We start from the raw sequence: 19590 nt of genomic DNA, 5'->3' as shown, positions 1-19590 counted from the left end.
TCAGGAGTATTCCCTCGAATCACCAAACAGGTAGCCCAGGGGTTTCAGCGACTCGACCTGATCAAAAAGGTGTTTCAGGACCCCTACAATAGGGACAAACAGGATCATTCCCGAAATTCCCCATAGCTCGCCTCCGATCAACAGGGCCAACAAAGCTACCATCGGGTTGATACTCACACGGGACCCCACAATGTTGGGCGTAATAAAATTACCTTCCAGAAACTGAACGACAGCAAACACCGCGATTACCCCCACGGGGTTCCACAGAGATTCTGTGAACAACAGGGCAAAAATAATGGCCGGTAAACTGCCGATAATAATACCGACGTAGGGAATGATGGCAAGAATTGCGGCAAAAGCGGCAAAAAACAGGACGTGCTCCATACCCAGAATCCATAGTCCAATGGCGTTTAGGACGGCGAGCAGTGTTATCACTGTCAGCATGCCAATAATGTAGTTCTGGGTCACTCCCTGAATGCCATCGATCACATCATTGACAAGTTTGTTATTATTTTGCATAAGCTTGTGGAGAAAGGTGCGATACATCTCTTTATAATACATCATGAAGAAAACAAAAAATGGCAGTAGACCAAGTGTTGTAAACACGCTGGTGGTAGCCCCGAGGGCCGTACTCATATATTGACCACTTTTATTAATCATGGCAGACAGTCCCTGCTCCAGGTATTCAAGTTGCCGGCTTGGCGACACATTAAACGTTGCCTCCATAAACTGAAGAATGTCGCTGCTCACGGCCTGTATTTTCTGGTTTGCCTCGGGCAGCCGGTCGGCAAATTGTACAAGCTGCATAGACAATAGGGAAATAATGCCTAACAGGATAACAAATACCAGAACTATGCTTATGAGAATGGCCGCAATGCGATTCAGTTTCAGGCGCTCCAGCCGCTGACTCAGGGGTTCCAGTAGCATGGCAATAAGGGCCGCATACGTCAGGGGCATCAGAATAAACTTGCCATGTATAAGAATGATAAAAATTAGAATCACCCCCAGCAGAAGTGTTGTACCCTTTAGCCAGAGTGGATAGGGTCTGTTCATATCACCACAGTTTTTTATCTATTGAATTAAAGTATAATGTAATATGGCCAAAGCCGGAAGAGGTCAGCTTAATCTTTCATTCTGTCCGTAAGATCATCCAGGGGAGGATCAAAATTTTCCTGGAAGATTTCAAAGGGCACCTTTTTGCCAACCTCGTTTTTAACATTGCTATCCTCTATGACTTGCTGGTAGGTTTTGTAGCAGTCAAGAGCATCATGAAATTTCTGGTAATCTTCTTCACTGGCCTCTATCCAGCAGTCAATTTCTTCTTTTGCCGATGAGGTCAAATCAAACTTCCCGCTGCTGTTCTCCTCCCTGAAGTGAGTAAAGAATGCAAGGCGCCTGGGGTGGGATGCCCCCGACCGTTTCCGGTCGCAGTATACGCTCTTGACCACAGCATGACTTACCAGGTGATCTTCGAAACCACTGATGCCGTGGACAGCATATGTGACTAATACATCCGGACGAATAACATCTATATGTTCATGGATAACTTCTTCAATATCTGTCGGATCCAACTCTTTGAGCCCGCTGTCCGGAAGGTCAAGTACTTTCATCCCACTTAACCCGAGAACCTTCTGCACGCATTGCATTTCTTTAAACCGGATCTCTCCCATCTCTTTTTTTCCAATTCCAAGACGAAATCGCTGCCTGGTGGCTTCGCCTTTGGTCAGGGTCAACAGATAAACTTCGTGCCCTTTGCGCAGTTGCGCGGCAATAGCCGGGGCCGGACCAAAAGATTCATCATCCGGATGCGGAAATACGTAGAGAATTTTCATAGCAATTGATCTGGAGCTGTTATTTTCACGAAACACAGAATATCAAAATTTAAGCACCATTGACAATAAAAAAACGTCCAAAAAATAGTTGTGGAAACGAGGTATATTTTTTAAGTAGGGTTACCAATAACTCGAGTAACCCTGAATAGTCATTTACCAACAGCATGTTGAGAATTTCAAGCCTTAAAATTTTTTTTCGTCCGGCTCTGACAGCTCTTGTAATAATAGGCGCTTTTTCCCTGGCAGCCTGTAATAGTGAATCACAGCCCGACACTTCCAAACAGGAGCCGTCCGCCGGGGACGACAGCGCCGGTCTGGTGTACACCGCGCAGGATCTCAGGAATGCCTCTCTGAGAGGGCGCACAGGAAAAGTCAGGGAGATGATCGGCCAGGGTATGGATGTTAACGCCTCGGATAACAGCGGCCGTACGCCGCTCATGCTGGCTTCCTTTAACGGCCATACCGAAATTGTCCAGCTGCTTCTCGAAGAGGGTGCGGACGTCAGCGCCCGAAATACAGATGGAAGGACCCCGCTTATTTTTGCCTCAAGCGGGCCCTTTCCTGAAACAGTGGCACTTTTGTTGGAATCCGATGCCGATCCCAATGCGGTAGACAATGTGGACGGCTGGTCGGCTTTGATGTTTGCCGCTGCCGAGGGCAACAAAGAAGTTGTGACAACACTGCTGGACCATGGGGCTGATCCATCTCTTACAGACAAGGATGACGAATCAGCGATTGACTTTGCCCGCAACAACGACCATTCCGAAGTGGTTCAGGTTCTTGAAGAAATCAAATAGAACCGACGTTGGATACAATGAAGCAATTACTCTAATGTTACGTATACCAATACCTGCCTGCTGTTATAATGAATAGGTCACTGCTTTTATTATTGATCACCGGAATCTCACTGAGTACCGGCATTGTCTTCAGTTGCACCAGCTCTGAAAAAACTCCCGGAACGACCGCGGGAAAAAAAATGGAGAACAGTCAATTTGTTGGTGACAAGCGCTGTGCCTCCTGCCACAGTGAACAGGTGGCTGACTGGAAGGGATCGCACCACGATTATGCCATGAAGAAAGCCACGGATGAATCTGTCCGTGCCCGGTTCGACGATACCACATTCGAACACCATGGCACCGCCTATCGCTTTTTTAAAAAAGACTCACTGTTTATGGTGGAGGCTCCGGGTCCGGGCGGGGAACGTATTCAATATCAGGTTACCCACACGTTTGGCTGGGAACCACTGCAGCAATACCTGATTGATTTCGGCAAAGGAAAACTGCAGGCCCTGAACATTGCCTGGGATACCCAAAAGGAGCAATGGTTCGCCATGAACCCCGAAGAAGATATCCAGCACGGAGACTGGCTGCACTGGACAGGAGGTGCCATGAACTGGAATACCATGTGTGCCGACTGTCATTCAACAAATCTGCAGCAGAACTATATCGCCGAAGCAGACTCATTCCATACCACCTGGTCAAGTATCAATGTCAGCTGCGAAGCCTGTCACGGGCCCGGAAAGCAACACGTAGATTTTGTTGAATCAGAAGCTGTTGAAGACGCAACGATTGAGCGCATTCGCAGGGACCTGGAGCTGACCCGCAACACTCCCCAGACGCAACAAATCAACCAATGTGCGCAATGCCATGCCCTCCGGGAGGATTTAACAGACGACTATCGTCATTCGGGCGACTTTCTTGACCATTACAGCCCCACACTTCCCCATCCCGACTCTTATTTCCCTGACGGACAGATCAAGGAGGAGGTCTATGTTTATGGCTCTTTTTTACAGAGCAAAATGTTCGAGGAGAAAGTAAAATGCAACGATTGCCATGATCCACATTCACTCAAACTGAAGGCCAACGTGACGGATAACAGTCTCTGTATGCAGTGCCATGAGCCACGCTACAACACAGTAGAGCACCATAAGCACCAGGTCAATACAGAGGCATCCCAATGTATAAACTGCCATATGCCCGGGCGCTATTATATGGAGGTGGATTTTCGCCGGGACCACAGCTTTCGCGTTCCCAGGCCCGATTTGAGTGTTGGGTTTGATACGCCCAATGCCTGTAATAATTGCCATGATCAAGAGTCGGCCCAATGGGCTGCTGACGCTGTTGAGAAGTGGTACGGACCGCAACGCCCCGAACACTTTTCGGAAATTTTTACAAAAGCGGACCGGGAAGGCGCTGATATATTGCCGGAGCTTGCACAGCTTGTCGTTGACACCCTCCAGCCTGATATCGTTCGGGCAACAGCCGTCTGGTATGCCGGACAGTTCCCCTCCTCCAATAGCCGCGACCTGCTCGAAAAAACAATAAATGATCCAAGTCCCTTGGTCAGAAACAGTACCTCCCGGGCCCTGGCAAATTTTCCCGAGTCACTGAAAAACCCGGTCTTGCAGGATGCCCTTGATGATTCTGTGAGGGCTGTTCGAATAGGTGCTGTAGGTGGATTAGCCGAATTTTCCACAGCCGATATTGCCTTTAATTTAAAACAGCCGTTTAAGCAGGCGCTCGAGGAGTACAAACGATACCTTGACGTTAGTCGTTATTTCCCACAGGGACAAATGAACAGGGGACAATTTTTTGAAAAGCGGGGGCAGGTCACAAAAGCAATTGATGCATATCAAAAGGCCCTGGAAAAGGATCCCTATTTTAACCCGGCACGGATTAACCTGGCATACCTGTACAATCGGCAGGGTAATAATGCTGAAGCGGAGCAGTTGCTGAAAAAAGTTATCAGCCAGGAACCCGATTATGGGCCAGCCCACTATTCTCTTGCGCTCCTGCTGGCTGAAGAGCGAAAACTGGAGGCCACCCTGCCCCATTTTAAAAAGGCCGCAGCACTGATGCCACAAAATACCAGGGTACGGTACAACTGGGCTATTAGCCTCCAGCAACTCGGGAAACCGAATCAGGCCGAAGAAGCCTATCTTCAGGCCATAGACCTGGCACCGGATAATCCGGAGTATCGCTACGGTATAAGCACCCTGTATGTGCAACAGGAGCAATATCACAAAGCCCTGCCCCATGCCCGGAAGCTGACGGAACTACAGCCGAACAACCGTCAATTCCGTCAATTGCAGCAAATGATCGAAAAACGGCTCGGAGATCAACCATGAAAAAGCTTAACTTTCGTGCGGTACTGCAAGTACACAACCTTGCGCCCGCCGGGAGCCGCACACACCACATGCTTAACCCTTTTACAGACAGTGAACTACCATGACAGAACCCGTCGACGAAGATCCCATCTTGCAATTCCGTGATGTGACCGCCTATCGAAATAACACCAAAGTTATGGATCAGTTTTCGATGACCATTGGCCGTATGGATCACACGGCTATTGTGGGGCCGAATGGATCAGGGAAGTCCACTTTTATCCAGCTTCTAACCCATCAATTGCATCCGGTGGCTCCCGAAAATAATGCTCCCGCTCCTATTCAGGTTTTTGGCAGGGATCACTGGGACGTGACCAAACTCCGCAAGCGGATCGGTATTATTTCCACCGAACTGGAGTATGGTATCATGCACAATCTCAGTTACGGCCGGTTGAGCGGTCTGGATGTGGCGATTACCGGTTTTTTTTCCAGTATGCAACTGTTTCGACACCATGATATTTCCGATGAAATGAAACAGACAGCCTTGAAGAAACTGGATCTTATGCGGGCGTCTCACCTGAAAGATCGCATGTTTAATCGAATGTCGGCGGGCGAGGCCCGGCGGGTCCTCATCGCCCGCGCTCTTGTGACTTCCCCGGAAGTGCTTGTGCTGGATGAACCCACAACGGCCCTCGATCTAGTGGCTCGCAAAACGTGCCTGCAGCTTATCAGCGATGTGGCCCGCCAGGGAACAACAGTCATCATTGTGACTCATCACCTGGAAGAAGTGCTTCCTGAGATCCAAAACGTCATTTTGCTGGAAAATGGCCGGGCCGTTTTTTCCGGCCCCAAGAAAGAGGTCCTGACTTCGGAAAACCTGAGCAGCGTATACAATCACCCCCTGGAACTCTTCTACCGAAATGGAACCCCCAGGATTGAGCTTGATCATTCCTGAAGTGTATCCTGCCCCCTTGCTAAACCGCTCTGAAAGAAGTAGAGGTGGCTATATCAAGATGTTCCAGTGCGGGGGTATCGACCTTTGTATCACTTTCTATTTTACCATCGCGAAGCCGTATTATGCGTCGGGCATGTTCGGCAATGTCGTCTTCGTGCGTGACAAGCAATATCGTATTGCCCATGCGGTAGAGCTCTTCGAAAAGCATCATAATCTCACCGCCGGTCTGGGTATCTAAATTTCCGGTCGGCTCATCAGCCAGTAGTATGGAGGGATTGTTGACCAGTGCACGTGCGATGGCAACACGCTGGCGCTGCCCCCCGGAAAGCTCATTGGGTTTATGATCGATGCGATCCCCGAGTCCCACTCGCTCAAGCGTCTTCGATGCACGTTCCCGCCGCTCAGCAGTCTTGATTCCCGAGTAAATAAGCGGCAGTTCGACGTTTGAGATACAATCCGTACGGGGCAACAGGTTAAAAGTCTGAAATACAAAACCGATTTCACGATTTCGAACCTCGGCAAGTTCCGAATCCTCCAATTGACTCACATCCTGGCTGTTCAATATATATGTTCCGCTCGACGGCGTATCGAGGCATCCGATAAGGTTCATCATCGTTGATTTGCCTGATCCCGAAGGGCCCATGATAGCGATATATTCATTCGCCATCACATCAAACGAAACGCCATCAAGGGCGTGTACCTCCTGGCTGCCCATTTGGTAAATTTTCATCAGATCACGAATTTTTATAACCGGCTCATTCATATGCCACCTGCTGTATTTTGATTATTGGTGAAAAGCAGATCTTCATCTGACAACTGCTTGTTGGAATTCCCCTCTTCTCCAGACCGGATGTATGCGTTTGTCAATTATTTCCATCATTCTACCTGCTGTCAATAGTACTGCAAACGCTCTGTTGCAATAACATTATACATCCTTCCTGTTTCTACATCAACTTATTAGCCTCACACCATGTTCAAAAACAGTGTTTGTAGTATGTTTTACATATCCGCAAACATTTTATGATGGCCTCCCCTTCGGCACAATCCAACCCGCGGAGCAGACTGCCGGGCCACCCGAGACAAGCTGCTTTGTAAACAGGCACCCGTGAAGGTTTTGCACAGGCTGTTCTTCGGACGTGCCATTTTTATCTCATGAAACCAAATGATACATTCTGATCCAGCTTACCAACGTAGTAATCAAGCAATTTTCGTTGAAAAATAACCCGAAACAATGCTTGCGCTCTGCTCGCCTGAGCTTCAACATACTGTGCATTGGCATCACTCAGTTCTATGAGGGTGCCGGCCCCTACTTCATAGCGCTCTTTCTGGGTCAGGTACGACCGCTCAGCAGCCCGCAAGGCCTTCTCAGAAGATTCCAGCTGCTTGATATAGGATTGATAGTCATTGTAGGCCTGATTAACCTCCTGGACGACCTGGAGCTCCGTATTTTCCAGGTCAAGCCGGGCATTTTTATAATTGATCTGCTGCGTCTGGACGTTCGTCCTTCGATCCAGATTACCGAAAATTGGTATGCTCAGCGACAGGCCGATGGCACGGTTGATGTTTTGATCCCAGAACTGGTCCCGAAAATCAAACGGACGTAATTCCGAGTAGCTGCTCGAAATGGAACCGCTTAGGCTCAAGGACGGATACAGGCTGCCGCGTGTGGCACTGAGCTGGTGCTTGATCGATTCGATATCGAATTTTTCACTTTGCAGGTCAGAACGGTTCTCAAGTGCAGTCGTTACCAACTGGTCCAGGTCGTACTGCCTGGCACCAATGGACTGATCGGCAATATCGGGCGTAGCAAATTCATACTCTTTGCGGGGATCGATCTGAAGCATATTGATCAGCTGCAATCGACTTGACTGCACGGCGTTCTCGGAATTGACTACAGCCAGCTCATTATTTGCTACCGTAGCCTCCTGATTATAAAGGTCTACCTGCGGTCGGGCCCCTACTTCCACCTGTGCACGGACCTGCTCCAGGGTTTTGCGCGAGGCGGCCAGGTTCTCACGATCAATTTCCAGGAATTTCTGATCCAGAATAAGCTGTAGGTAGTTGCTGGCCGTATTAAAAATAATATCTTCCCGCACACGCTGAAGATTTTCTTCATCAGATCGTTTGCCATACTGGCTGCTTCTCAGTGAATGCAAATTTTCAAGACCGCTGAAGATAGGAAGATTCGCATTCAGACTGCTTCGAAAGGAATTATTTGTTTCTGTTGTGATCTGACCGGCACTCTGATCGAAGGTACGTCCTATATTCCTGTTGCCAGAGATATTTGCATTTACAGAAGGAAAATAATCCGCCTTTTCGCTTCGAACCTGTTTGTCTGCAAGATCAACATTATTGCTTGCAACTTTAAGCTGGTTATTATTTTCCAGGGCAATTTCAATGGCATCCTGCAGTGAAATTTCCCGGTCACCGGGAGCATCCTGGGCATGTACGGTTGTCGACAGGCTAAAGCCGATGAGCAGTAAAAGTATCCCAATCCGCATATTCATAATAGTTTTATTCGTTTTATTACTGGTCAATTACACGAACTATTATAAAGATAGTTACACTCCCAAAAGATTTTTTTATGTAAAAAAATAAAAAAGGCGGGCCAGATGATCTGATACACTTCCCCGTACTAAAACAACTGAAGGCGGGCACGGTTTTATATGCGATTGGCAGGCAACCGTTATTCCTCTACGGTTCCATTCGGAGATTCAAAGTGACGGCCGGTCTTTTCATGGAATTTCTGTTCCATGAAATCCGTGGCAAAAGACAGTGCCTTCTTGGTCGCCAGCCGTTTTAACTCGTATAGGAGGGTACTGGTAAACTTGCCATCGGACGATGATGAAGAGGATCTTGCCCTCTTCCTGGGTCTCTCATCATTATGTCCAAGCAGAAAACCCAGCACTACGGCCCCTCCAACCACCGGAAGCGGGTGCTCACGGATAAACGACTTGGGATCTAATTTTTCACTTACGTCGCTGCGTACCTGGTCGATGGAGTCGTCAAGCTCATGCTGAATACTATTCAGTTCCGCTTCCAGCGCTCTTTTTTTCTCTTCAAGTTTATCTACCTTGTCTTTGGTCATAATACCTTTTTATTCCTCATTATTGTACGATTTTCTGTGTTCTGAAGCCTCCAGCTGTTTCTGTTTATCGTCTTCTTTGTTATTCTGCTCAATAGCTTCAATAACTTCTTCCTCAAAAAGTTCCTGTAGTTGCCTGAACAAACGCCTGGGTTTCAGGTACACAAATAAGCCTCCGAAAATAAACAAGGGAATGGATACCAAAGCAAAACCAAGCCCCGGAACAGCCAGCAGATTTTCCAGGTAAACAGCAAGGGCAACAAGCAGAAAACAGGTACCCACCAGCAGCAACAGGGCTCCTGCCGATCGCTGTACGGATATAGCCATCCATTTGGAAAAATGTTCTCCAAAATTAAGCATCATCAGCTCAATGCGCTTTTCGACGTACCGCTTGAGATCCGTAGTGATGCCTCTAAGCTTTTGACCTACTTGATCGGTGGATTTTTTTGTTTTCATACTGTATTAGTCATCGGAGCTTAAAATCTTACCTAAAACGTAACCTGCAAAAAGTCCTGCGGCAACACTTTTTATAGGATGATTCCGTATGATTGTTTCTGCCTTACCTTTAAGCTCCTCCACCTGTTCGGGCAGCTCATCGTTTTCAACCATGCGCCTGCCGCGATCAAGCGCATCATCCAGTCGCTTATTTACATTTTCAAGTATTTCTTCATTCATAATGCTCAAATTAAATTCAGGGATTTCACCTCTTGCTGTTTTATTATAAGGAAATTCTGGTTAAAGTGATGCAGTAATTAAAGCCTTCTATTCGTATCGCGGGCTTCGTTTTGGATCCTCCTGTGCAGCTTAACAAACCAAATAAGCACTTGAAGCCATTACACTGTAGAGGTACATGCAAATACCATATAGAACCGCAGCCCCTTGCCGTTGCTGACCGCATTTTTCAGCGGTAACATTAAAATCCCTGTAATACCACACCATTTGGCCGGAATGGAGGCTTTCTACTGAACCACCGCAATCGTAATCCACCCCATTTCGTTCGAAATCCGGTTTATTATTGCTTCAAACAATCCGGGCTGCAGAAACAACATTAACCATTGCATGTGGATTAATTTGATCCGATTTTAGGAGGCTGAATGAAAAACTTACTACCTCATTGAACCCACTCAATTTATATTATGCAACTGGATATCTTAGCGCTGGCGGCTCACCCGGATGACACCGAACTTTGCTGCGGGGGTACACTCGCTGCCCTGGTCAACCAAGGAAAGAAAGTAGGGGTCATTGACTTCACACGTGGGGAAATGGGAACCCGAGGTACCCCTGCTCAGCGGATGGAGGAAGCTGCCGCGGCTGCCGATGTCATTGGGCTTGACGTCCGGCATAATCTGGGCATCGCAGATACCAATATTGAAAACAGCCGGGAGAACCAACTCAAGATTATCCGACAGATTCGAAAATATCGTCCCCATATCTGCCTGACTGGAGCGCCCTCCGACCGGCACCCCGACCACGGACAGGCAACCCGGCTGGCCCTGGACGCCCTGTTTTACAGCGGTCTGACTAAAATTGAAACCACCGATGAGCAAGGAGTGCCCCAGCAGCGATGGCGTCCCTCCCACATCCTCCATTATATGCAGGACCGCCCGTTTGAGCCGGATATGGTCTTTGATATCAGTAAAACCTTTGAAGCCAAAAAGGATGCGATCCTGGCTTTTGAGACACAGTTCAAGGTGGAAGAGGTCGGAGAGGAACCGGAAACCTATATTTCCAATTCTAAATTCTTTAAAGGGATAGAAGCCCGTGCCCGCCACTATGGCCACCTGATTGGAGCCACCTATGGTGAGCCTTTCAAATACCACAACGGTCCCCAGCCCATGGCATCATTCAATACCTTTTTCGAAACCAACCCCATGCGATAAGATGAGCTAAATTGATCTGCTACCATAGTTCAGGGAATAATACTTGCCAGCTCGTCAGGGGTAAACTCCTGCTGGATGGCCTCCAGCAAGAATTGATGGACAGAGGCATTTCCGGCGACAATACGCTGGCCGAGCAGCCAGTTATCCCCTCCGACCCAATCCGACACCTGTCCTCCAGCTTCTCTGACTAAGAGGGCGGCAGCTCCTACGTCCCATGGATTTAGCGCATATTCATAGAATCCGTCGAGACGTCCTGAAGCCACACAGCACAGATCGTAAGCGGCCGCTCCCGCCCGGCGCACCCCCTGGGTCTTATACATCAGCATCCGAAAAAAGTCCAGGTAGTTGTCAATCAAACTCAGGTCGTTGTAGGGAAAGCCAGTGCCGATCAGTGCATTTTCAGGTTCCCTGATCTTGGAAACCGAGATGGAGGCTCCATCCAGGTAGGCCCCCTTTCCGGCAATAGCGCTGAAGCATTCATCACGGGAGACCTCCAGTACCAGCCCCATTTGGGGCTCTCGGTGTTCCCACAATGCGATGGAGACACAGTAAACGGGAAAACCGTGTGCGAAGTTGGTCGTACCATCGATGGGATCGATAAGCCAGGTTCTGTCTTCGGGAAGACGAACCTGGTCAAATGACTCTTCAGCCAGAATATGATCACCAGGAAATTCCTGCTCCAGCAGGGCTATGATTTCCTCTTCCGTTTTTACGTCTGCGTCGGTAACAAGATCATTTTTCCCCTTGAAGTTAATGGTAAATGAATTGGCCGACTGGTATTCCCGAATGATACCGGCCGCTTTCTCAGCAGCCTGCCGGGCGATGTTCAGTTCACTTGTGTAATCAGGCATTCCGATGGAGGTTTATACTTTGTAAATATTTAAAAGATTAATAAAATCTGCTCCCAGGGTCCCGTAAATAACAGCAATCGGCAATTTACTCTTTGTCTCCCTTCATCTTGTATTCGAAGACTTTGTCCGATATACTCTTGGCGTCCTCAGTATCGGGATCCGGAAACAGCTCATCAATGGGGGATTGCTGTATTCGGGTACGCCGGCGGCCGGCCTCCTTCATAAGTCGCATAACCTTCTTCCGTTCCTCCCCGGATGCGGCATTGTACTGTTCATAAAGCTCAGTCTGCAGCCGTTTAAGAAAATGTACTTTCAGCGCCTTTAGTGCTCCCTTGGCTGTCCGGTAGGGATTCTTGTCTTTTTTATACTGCACGCCTACTTTTTCATGATGCCGGTCGCTCACCGAATACTTCTCCAGCACCACCTCTCCTACAAGCTCCGGGTAGGGATGGTCAGCCTGGGCATACTGCTCTACGCTTACCTCCTGATCGGCTTTATACCGCTCGATAATATCTTCATAGAATACTCGCAGTTGTTGATCCTCAAAATGCTTGTCCGAACAGTGCGAACCAACATAATCGATCATCTCTTGTCCATACATCAGCATGAGCCGAATCAGCTCTTTTTCATAATTTGGCCTCTTCCGTGTCAGTGATGCCCCCTTATCGGGAGCTGAAGAATCAACCTTCTTCCTGATCCCCGCAGTATGCGGTGCCGGAGCTGTGTCCGACGATTTCCGCTGTTCCCGTTCGATACGCCGCTGTTCCCTTTTTCGGGCCCGTGCGCGTTCTTCCTTCAGCTCCTTTTGAATCTTTCCAAGCTCCTCAAACAGCGCCCGGTCCCCCACTTTGGCCTTGGTATTCAAGTGCTGAACAAAGGTTTCCCGCGAAACCGGGTCCGGCATGTGGGCAATACTTTCCAGAATTTCACTGATAACCTTCTTCTTTTCGGCAGGTTTTTCCCATCGTCCTTCCTCTTTAGCCTTGTGGATCTGGTAGGTAAGAAAGTCATTGCCCCCCTCCCGTTTCAGCTCCAAAAATGAATCTTTTCCAAATTGCCGGACAAAGGAGTCGGGATCCTCCCCCTCCGGAAGCTCCAGCAGCATAACATCCATCCCTTCACGCAGGGCAATATTAATGCCCCGTTTCATGGCCCGCTGTCCCGCCGAGTCGGAATCATAAATCATGGTAATCGTATCCCCGTAGCGGTGCAGAAGCTTCATCTGCCCGGGCGTCAGTGAGGTTCCGCTGGAAGCCACTACATTCCCGATCCCATATTGCTGCAGTGAAATAACATCGGTATATCCCTCCACCAAAATAACCTCATTGGATTTACGAATCTCATTTTTGGCAAAATTTATCCCGTAGAGCACCTTGCTCTTGTTATACACCTTGGTCTGGGGCGAATTTATGTATTTTGCCGTCTTTTTCTTTCCGAGCACGCGTCCTGCATAGGCAATCACCTTGCCAGATGGATTAAAGATGGGAAACATGAGGCGTCCCCGGAAGGCATCATAGAATCCCTCTCCCCGCTTGCTCGGCTTTATCAAACCCGCTTCCAACAGGTATTCTTCATTCAATCCTGAATCCAGGGCCGTTCGGTACAGTTTATCGCCTGCGGCGGGTGCATAGCCCAGGCCATAGCGTTTGATGATCTTGCGATTGTATCCTCTCTCCTGCAAATAATCCCGTGCCTTATGGGCTTCATCTGTTTCCATCAGGTGGCGATGGAAAAACACCCCCGCGTATTTCAGTGCGTGGTAGATCCCCTCGCGAAGGTGGTGGTCTTCATCAAATTCCTGGTCATCTTCTTCAGGCAGGGAAACCCCGTAGCGGTCAGCGAGGGATCGCATTGCTTCCACAAAACCGACCCCTTCCATCTCCATGACAAAATTGAATACATCCCCGGAAGCCCCGCACCCAAAACATTTGTAGATGCCCAGGTCGGGTGTCACATGGAACGAGGGGGTGCGCTCGTCATGAAAAGGACATAACCCCTTCCAGCTGCGGCCGGACCTCTTCAATTTTACATAGTCCTCAACAACCTCTACGATGTCTGATGCACCGCGGACTTCCTCTTTTTTTTCGTCGGGAATCATTACTGCCATAGCACTGAAATGATAAGAGAATTCATGATGAATCTCATCTCATTATCTCGATAAATTGAAAATTATTAACTATCCACATGGGACATCCCATTTTCATTCAAAAAAGTCGGGATTTGTGCCGATAAAAATCATTCAGGTTTGGATCGATAACGGAATAATACAAGCCCGCAATGTAGAAAACCAATTTTGAGAACCTCTCTTTGCCAATTCATCATCTTGTGGGTATATTCCGTCCGACTAAAAAAATGTTTAATTTAACTAAAAAAGCTCATGAGCGTACTTGTTGGTAATGATACACGGTTAGTTGTACAGGGAATTACGGGAAGCGAAGGCGGCTTCCATGCCGAACAAATGATAGAATACGGTACCGATGTGGTAGCGGGAGTTACCCCGGGAAAAGGCGGGCAGGAACATCTCGGACTTCCGGTATATAATACCGTCGCCGATGCGGTTGAAAAAGAAGATGCCAATACATCTGTCATTTTTGTCCCCCCCGCTTTTGCCGGAGATGCTATCTCTGAAGCCGCTTTTGCCGGTATTGAGGTTATTATCTGCATTACCGAAGGGATCCCCGTCAAGGATATGATTACCGCCAAGCAAATTGTGAAAAGCCACGGTGCTACGCTCATCGGTCCCAACTGCCCAGGTGTAATTACTCCCGGCGAGGCCAAGATAGGTATTATGCCCGGCAATATTTTCACTCCGGGCAAGGTGGGACTGGTATCCCGCTCAGGAACACTGACCTACGAAGCCGTTGATCAGCTTACAAAAGCCGGGCTGGGTCAGAGCACTGCCATCGGCATTGGCGGCGACCCTGTGATCGGAACGACGCACACGGATGCTGTTACACTTTTTGAAGATGACCCCGATACCGAGGCTATTGTACTGATCGGTGAAATCGGCGGCTCGGCCGAAGAAGAGGCCGCTGCCTATATCGAGGCTCATGTTGAAAAACCGGTTGTTGCTTTCATCGCGGGAAGCACAGCCCCTCCCGGCCGACGTATGGGACATGCCGGAGCTATTATTTCCGGCGGTCAGGGTGGAGCTGAAGACAAGAAGAAAGCACTTCGTGAAGCCGGGGTCACGGTTGTCGACAGCCCGGCGGAAATTGGTATCACGCTCAAAGAATTGATCAGTTAAGAATCTGGCAACTATCTGCTTTTTAAAAGCCTCTTTCCATAGCCGGAGAGAGGCTTTTTTTATGAATGTCCAGGCTTAATTTTTTCTTTGCCTGTCTCTTCATTCAGTTTTTGCAGTTCCGGCGGATCCTGTTAACTTACCAGGAGTTCCGCCGCTGACAGAGGGTGCAAAACGGGTACACTAATATCTCAGTCGATCATTTAAGGATGAAATACCTATTAACACTGTTCTTTCCCCTTGTCTCTTTTATTGCTTCTGCCCAGACCCCGTCTATACAGACCTCTCCCCCGCTTTCTGAGGCCACCGCCATTAGCCAGGGAATGTCGGAAGAACGGCTGGCGCGAATCGATACCATGCTTGATGAGGCCGTGGGAGAACAACAGATTCCCGGGGCGGTTGCACTGGTGGCCCGGAATGGGAAAATCATATATCACAAAGCTTTGGGGATGGCTGACAACACCTCCGGACGCCCCCTTCGAAAAAATGACATCTTCAGAATTGCCTCTCAGACCAAAGCCATAACTTCAACAGCAGTGATGATGCTGTGGGAGGAAGGTAAGTTTCAACTGGATGATCCGATTTCAAAATATATTCCAGCCTTTGAGGAGGCCCGGGTTCTGGACTCTCTCATGGTGAAAGATACAACCTATACCACCATCCCTGCCAATAAGCCGATTACGATTCGTCATCTCCTGACCCATACCTCCGGCATCGGCTACGGCATGATCGACGGCGACGACCGCTTCAGAAAAATCTATCAAAAGGCCGGTGTGACGGATCTTTTTACGACGAAGGACATCACCATTGGAGAGAGTGTGCGAAAACTTGCTGAGCTGCCCCTGCATCACCATCCCGGCGAAGGATATACCTACAGCGAAGGGCTGGACGTGCTGGGTTATTTTATCGAGACGTTATCCGGCATGCCCCTCAATGAATTCTTCCGGACCCGCATCTTTGATCCACTGGGGATGGATGACACCTGGTTCTATCTGCCCGACTCCAAGGCAGATCGACTGGTCCCGGTGCAAACAACAGAAGATGGCCGATGGGTACGGTACCCAGTCACCTTCTATGATCCGAACTATCCGGTAAAAGGGGCTAGGCAATTTTATTCGGGCGGAGCCGGGCTTTCCAGTACGGCCCGCGACTATGCCACATTTCTCCAGATGTACCTGAACAAGGGGGAGCTAAACGGGGTACGCCTGCTCAGCAGGACGACTGTCCAATTTATGATGAGCAACCAAATCGGCGACCTCTGGGAGGGAAATGGAAAACATTACGGACTTGCATTTGGGGTTGTCAATCAGCGGGGAGAAAATTTGGGAGGCATGGGCAGCAAGGGTACTTTTGACTGGGGCGGTTATTTCAATACCCAGTATTTTGCGGATCCGCAGGAACGTATTATCGGTATTCTGCTGAAACAGACACAGGGCACCTCCGACCCCACCGGGTGGAAATTCCGTCAGTTGGTCGGCCAGGCCGTGGACGATTGACCATTTGCACCCCGTTGGTCACTATTTTCGAACCAGAATCAAACAAAAGCTTGCTACATGGTTTATTTTTTGCTGGGACTGTCGATGGGGACCTTTGTTTCCGGTCTCATAATCACCTTGTTCAATAAATCATCCAGTCTTATACCGGCACGATACCTTTATGGCCTAAGCGGCCTCCTGGTATTCGTTGCGGTTCTCCTTATGGCCTGGGGGTAGCCTCCTGAAGCTTCCTTTTTATTCCCCGTCCGGACCAGGCTATTTGACAGAAGATATATTCTACAACAAGAAACCCCTCCAGCCTGTATCTTTACTGTCAACTGCCCCTCAGACCTCGTCTCTGGTCCTCCTCCTATCCCTCATTATCCCTGCTCGATATGAGACAAGCCCTGCTTTGCGCAAATAATTAAATTTTTTTTAAAAATATTGAATTATTTATCGACTTTTCTATTTTAACGTCTTGTCGATTACGATTCGCTTATCCAATGTAAAAATCCATATTATGGATACAGGGGATATGATTGCTGGGGAAGACCGCCTCACAATAGGGATGAGCATTAATACTATTACTTTAACTATCCACAAAACTATCTATAATGACTAAACAAGTTAACGAGCGAATTCTTTTTCTGGGAAGCTGTTTTGCACTCATTACCACCGCTTTTACTTTTGCCATTCGGGCAGGGATACTACCAGAACTCGGAGATCAATTTGGATTATCAGCCGAACAACTCGGTTTCATCAATTCCATGTGGTTTTTGGGGTTCCCCATCTCAATGGTTTTAGGCGGAATTTTTTATAATTCTATTGGTCCCAAGAGGATTATGCAGTTTGCCTTTGTCGTGCATACCCTGGGGATCATATTGACGATTTACGCCGGCGGATATACCCTCCTGCTTATATCCACCCTGTTGATTGGCCTGGGCAATGGCTGTACGGAAGCCGCCTGCAATCCGATGATTGCCGATTCATACACCGGAAATAAGGTGGATAAAATGCTGAACCGTTTCCATATGTGGTTTCCCGGCGGCATTGTACTCGGCAGTCTGATTTCAAAATTCATGACAGATTTTTCGATGGGATGGGAAGCCCAAATGTGGATTATCATGATTCCCACGATCACTTATGCCGTTCTGTTCTTCGGACAAAAATTCCCGGAACCCAAACTGGAGGAGATGAAATCCCTCAAGGAAAATGTCAAGGCGCTGGGGAGTCCGGTTTATATATTTTTGTTTTTCTGTTTCGCGATTACCGCCATTTCAGAATTCGGTCCCCAGCAGTGGGTAAATATTGTTATGGCTGAGAGCGGGGCCAGCCCGATGTTAATATTGGCACTGGTAACGGGCCTGATGGCTGTAGGCCGGTTCTTTGCAGGCCCTGTTGTTGAAGCACTGGGTCAGCCCGGCGTGCTTCTGGGAGGTTCCGTATTTGCAGCTATCGGTATCTATATGTTCAGCATCTTTACCGGAGCGATGGCGTATGTGGCCGCTATCTTTTTCGCTATAGGCGTTTGCTACTTCTGGCCTGTCATGATAGGTACAGCTGCCAAGAGAGCTCCCAAAACCGGTGCCCTCGGTCTTTCGCTGTTAGGCGCTATCGGCATGTTTTCCACTTCTATCTTTCAGCCGATCATTGGAAGCTGGATCGACAGCGCCCGGAGTACCTATGCTGATATGGGGCTGAGCGGATCTGAGCTTGAGTTGGCCGCCGGACAGGCGACCCTGGCAAAAGTGGCTATTTTCCCGCTTATCCTGATCGTCTTGTTTAGCATCTTCTACGTATGGCAGAAAAAAACGGAAAAGAAGACGGTGGATGAAATGGCCCAAGCTACCGCTCCCAATGTTTCCTGAGGGATGCAGCACCGAACATAGCTTATAGAATGATTTCCATTGCCCCGTCTTTTTTGAGCGGGGCAATGTTATTATACGGTTGTACATCCAGGGGATAGAGTCATGATCGCTGACATCCAGTCCGCCGGAAATCGCCGGCCGATACGACCTTTCTCTATCATAATGACCCTGCCGCCTAAGTTTGCCGCAAAACCCACTGCCGTCAGTTCTGCCGCTCCTTCACCACTAGTTGTAGCATTAAAAATCATAATTTTTTGTCATTTATCTTCTTAAATGTATATTGAGATAAGTCTTATAAAGATTTATTGATTGCTTTAAACAGTCAGTTAGTCGATACTTAAATTCTGTTTTGGCACGTTTACGCAAGACAGTTGAGTTTATTTAGTAAAGCAATAGGATGAAGCGTGACATAAAATTTAAAGTAGGTCTGTTTTTGCTCTTGCTTACCGGCATCGGGCTTACCATTACTACGCTTCATTCCCATCATCATCTTGAATGGAATCACAGCTCTGACTTTACTGATACCGGGCATTGCATCAGCAGCGATACCACGGTTTGTCCCATAAGCGGCTATCTTTTTGAAACCGAGATCCTTTCTCCCTCCTCTTCAGCTGATGCTTTCTTTAATGTTGAAAATAAGGTCTCAGAAACCACTCATTTCGCGGTTCCCACCTATCTGGTAGTTGACCGTGGACGATCCCCGCCGGTTATTTTATAAGTCCTCGTCCATCACATCTGAATAACAAAATGTTCGGTTCTATTCCACGGGGAATGCCGTACATACCGTTTCTATTTTCACCATTAAAGTTACCCTGTTATGAAATTTAGTATACCTTTTACCCATATAATGATCATACCTGTTTTAACCCTTGCCCTTTTTCTTGCCGGCTGCAGCAATCCAGCCAGTTCCAGCGATGAGGAAGAACATCACCATCCGGAAGGGGTTATTTTAAAGATGGACAGCACTGAGATTGTTCGTATCGAAGAAGGGGTGATCACTTCCGGCCAGCTTGAAGTCGTCAACGGAGAAACTACCCCTCTGATCACCGTGTATTTCCTGGACCACGACGGGGAGCTTTTTCAACCAGAGCATGATTACAGCCTGAAATGGAATCAAATTGACACCGCTGTTGCTGAAATAAACCAGGACAGTCAACAAACTCCGTGGAGTTTTCGTCTTACAGGCAATCAAGAGGGCCAGACCATGGTCCGCTTCCAGCTTTGGCATGATAAAAGTGAACATGCGGATTTTGAAACCCCCTCCATACCTGTAACCGTCAACTGACTTTGTCAATGG

General features: G+C 48.3%; 18 protein-coding genes. 9 read left to right on the top strand and 9 right to left on the bottom strand.

Going from position 1 to position 19590, the window contains the following annotated elements; genetic code table 11:
• Window positions 1-1053: an AI-2E family transporter gene (locus FN808_RS11020; protein ID WP_142714654.1), complete on the bottom strand. Its 1053-nt coding sequence runs from the start codon at window positions 1051-1053 to the stop codon at window positions 1-3.
• A 68-nt stretch (window positions 1054-1121) separates the two neighbouring features.
• The gene (locus FN808_RS11015; protein WP_142714653.1) at window positions 1122-1832 is read right to left on the bottom strand and encodes a PIG-L deacetylase family protein; all 711 of its coding nucleotides are present in this window, start codon (window positions 1830-1832) and stop codon (window positions 1122-1124) included.
• Between the two features lie 164 nt (window positions 1833-1996).
• Here FN808_RS11015 and FN808_RS11010 point away from each other — a divergent pair, with 164 nt between their 5' ends.
• From FN808_RS11010 to FN808_RS11000, 3 genes are all read left to right on the top strand, one after another.
• Complete coding sequence (locus FN808_RS11010) at window positions 1997-2629, top strand: ankyrin repeat domain-containing protein (RefSeq protein WP_142714652.1); 633 nt, start codon at window positions 1997-1999, stop codon at window positions 2627-2629.
• 179 nt (window positions 2630-2808) lie between these two features.
• Window positions 2809-4959, top strand: a complete 2151-nt coding sequence (locus FN808_RS11005) for a tetratricopeptide repeat protein (RefSeq protein WP_185958356.1) — start codon at window positions 2809-2811, stop codon at window positions 4957-4959.
• A gap of 100 nt (window positions 4960-5059) precedes the next feature.
• Window positions 5060-5890: an ABC transporter ATP-binding protein gene (locus tag FN808_RS11000; RefSeq protein ID WP_142714650.1), complete on the top strand. Its 831-nt coding sequence runs from the start codon at window positions 5060-5062 to the stop codon at window positions 5888-5890.
• Between the two features lie 19 nt (window positions 5891-5909).
• Here FN808_RS11000 and FN808_RS10995 read toward each other — a convergent pair whose 3' ends face one another.
• The 5 genes from FN808_RS10995 to FN808_RS10975 form a co-directional block, all read right to left on the bottom strand.
• A complete protein-coding gene (locus tag FN808_RS10995; protein ID WP_281280773.1) occupies window positions 5910-6620 on the bottom strand; it encodes an ABC transporter ATP-binding protein in 711 nt (236 codons plus the stop codon).
• A 415-nt stretch (window positions 6621-7035) separates the two neighbouring features.
• The gene (locus FN808_RS10990; RefSeq protein WP_142714774.1) at window positions 7036-8391 is read right to left on the bottom strand and encodes a TolC family protein; all 1356 of its coding nucleotides are present in this window, start codon (window positions 8389-8391) and stop codon (window positions 7036-7038) included.
• Between the two features lie 185 nt (window positions 8392-8576).
• Window positions 8577-8978, bottom strand: a complete 402-nt coding sequence (locus tag FN808_RS10985; RefSeq protein ID WP_142714648.1) for a hypothetical protein — start codon at window positions 8976-8978, stop codon at window positions 8577-8579.
• A gap of 9 nt (window positions 8979-8987) precedes the next feature.
• Window positions 8988-9431: a phage holin family protein gene (locus tag FN808_RS10980; protein ID WP_142714647.1), complete on the bottom strand. Its 444-nt coding sequence runs from the start codon at window positions 9429-9431 to the stop codon at window positions 8988-8990.
• A gap of 6 nt (window positions 9432-9437) precedes the next feature.
• Window positions 9438-9650, bottom strand: a complete 213-nt coding sequence (locus FN808_RS10975) for a hypothetical protein (protein WP_142714646.1) — start codon at window positions 9648-9650, stop codon at window positions 9438-9440.
• Window positions 9651-10111: 461 nt separating this feature from the next.
• On the opposite strand from FN808_RS10975, the gene bshB1 reads away from it, so the two are divergent.
• A complete protein-coding gene (gene bshB1, locus FN808_RS10970) occupies window positions 10112-10855 on the top strand; it encodes a bacillithiol biosynthesis deacetylase BshB1 (protein ID WP_142714645.1) in 744 nt (247 codons plus the stop codon).
• 29 nt (window positions 10856-10884) lie between these two features.
• Here bshB1 and FN808_RS10965 read toward each other — a convergent pair whose 3' ends face one another.
• Entirely contained in the window at window positions 10885-11706 is an 822-nt protein-coding gene (locus FN808_RS10965; protein ID WP_142714644.1) for an inositol monophosphatase family protein, read from the bottom strand.
• 85 nt (window positions 11707-11791) lie between these two features.
• Window positions 11792-13813, bottom strand: a complete 2022-nt coding sequence (dnaG, locus tag FN808_RS10960) for a DNA primase (protein ID WP_246068339.1) — start codon at window positions 13811-13813, stop codon at window positions 11792-11794.
• Window positions 13814-14083: 270 nt separating this feature from the next.
• Between dnaG and sucD the strand changes: the two genes are divergently transcribed.
• The 5 genes from sucD (at window position 14084) to FN808_RS10935 (ending at window position 19578) form a co-directional block, all read left to right on the top strand.
• Window positions 14084-14953, top strand: coding sequence for a succinate--CoA ligase subunit alpha (gene sucD, locus FN808_RS10955; protein ID WP_142714643.1), 870 nt, complete (start codon window positions 14084-14086; stop codon window positions 14951-14953).
• A gap of 206 nt (window positions 14954-15159) precedes the next feature.
• Entirely contained in the window at window positions 15160-16446 is a 1287-nt protein-coding gene (locus FN808_RS10950; protein ID WP_142714642.1) for a serine hydrolase domain-containing protein, read from the top strand.
• A gap of 593 nt (window positions 16447-17039) precedes the next feature.
• Complete coding sequence (locus FN808_RS10945) at window positions 17040-18293, top strand: MFS transporter (protein WP_142714641.1); 1254 nt, start codon at window positions 17040-17042, stop codon at window positions 18291-18293.
• A gap of 397 nt (window positions 18294-18690) precedes the next feature.
• On the top strand, window positions 18691-19011 hold the full coding sequence (locus tag FN808_RS10940) for a hypothetical protein (RefSeq protein ID WP_142714640.1): 321 nt from the start codon (window positions 18691-18693) through the stop codon (window positions 19009-19011).
• Window positions 19012-19110: 99 nt separating this feature from the next.
• On the top strand, window positions 19111-19578 hold the full coding sequence (locus FN808_RS10935) for a hypothetical protein (RefSeq protein ID WP_142714639.1): 468 nt from the start codon (window positions 19111-19113) through the stop codon (window positions 19576-19578).
• The last annotated feature ends 12 nt before the right edge of the window (window positions 19579-19590 follow it).

The organism is Fodinibius sediminis, from assembly GCF_900182555.1.
GTDB lineage: Bacteria > Bacteroidota > Rhodothermia > Balneolales > Balneolaceae > Fodinibius > Fodinibius sediminis.
This window is presented reverse-complemented; position numbering and strand designations above follow the sequence as displayed.

Coding starts and splice junctions, on each gene's coding strand:
- FN808_RS10965 (WP_142714644.1), bottom strand. CDS start 11,706: ATGCCTGATTACACAAGTGAACTGAACATCGCCCGGCAGGCTGCTGAG.
- sucD (WP_142714643.1), top strand. CDS start 14,084: ATGAGCGTACTTGTTGGTAATGATACACGGTTAGTTGTACAGGGAATT.
- bshB1 (WP_142714645.1), top strand. CDS start 10,112: ATGCAACTGGATATCTTAGCGCTGGCGGCTCACCCGGATGACACCGAA.
- FN808_RS11010 (WP_142714652.1), top strand. CDS start 1,997: ATGTTGAGAATTTCAAGCCTTAAAATTTTTTTTCGTCCGGCTCTGACA.
- FN808_RS10990 (WP_142714774.1), bottom strand. CDS start 8,391: ATGCGGATTGGGATACTTTTACTGCTCATCGGCTTTAGCCTGTCGACA.
- FN808_RS10950 (WP_142714642.1), top strand. CDS start 15,160: ATGAAATACCTATTAACACTGTTCTTTCCCCTTGTCTCTTTTATTGCT.
- FN808_RS11020 (WP_142714654.1), bottom strand. CDS start 1,053: ATGAACAGACCCTATCCACTCTGGCTAAAGGGTACAACACTTCTGCTG.
- FN808_RS11005 (WP_185958356.1), top strand. CDS start 2,809: ATGGAGAACAGTCAATTTGTTGGTGACAAGCGCTGTGCCTCCTGCCAC.
- FN808_RS10945 (WP_142714641.1), top strand. CDS start 17,040: ATGACTAAACAAGTTAACGAGCGAATTCTTTTTCTGGGAAGCTGTTTT.
- dnaG (WP_246068339.1), bottom strand. CDS start 13,813: ATGGCAGTAATGATTCCCGACGAAAAAAAAGAGGAAGTCCGCGGTGCA.
- FN808_RS11015 (WP_142714653.1), bottom strand. CDS start 1,832: ATGAAAATTCTCTACGTATTTCCGCATCCGGATGATGAATCTTTTGGT.
- FN808_RS10985 (WP_142714648.1), bottom strand. CDS start 8,978: ATGACCAAAGACAAGGTAGATAAACTTGAAGAGAAAAAAAGAGCGCTG.
- FN808_RS10935 (WP_142714639.1), top strand. CDS start 19,111: ATGAAATTTAGTATACCTTTTACCCATATAATGATCATACCTGTTTTA.
- FN808_RS10980 (WP_142714647.1), bottom strand. CDS start 9,431: ATGAAAACAAAAAAATCCACCGATCAAGTAGGTCAAAAGCTTAGAGGC.
- FN808_RS10940 (WP_142714640.1), top strand. CDS start 18,691: ATGAAGCGTGACATAAAATTTAAAGTAGGTCTGTTTTTGCTCTTGCTT.
- FN808_RS10995 (WP_281280773.1), bottom strand. CDS start 6,620: ATGAAAATTTACCAAATGGGCAGCCAGGAGGTACACGCCCTTGATGGC.
- FN808_RS11000 (WP_142714650.1), top strand. CDS start 5,060: ATGACAGAACCCGTCGACGAAGATCCCATCTTGCAATTCCGTGATGTG.
- FN808_RS10975 (WP_142714646.1), bottom strand. CDS start 9,650: ATGAATGAAGAAATACTTGAAAATGTAAATAAGCGACTGGATGATGCG.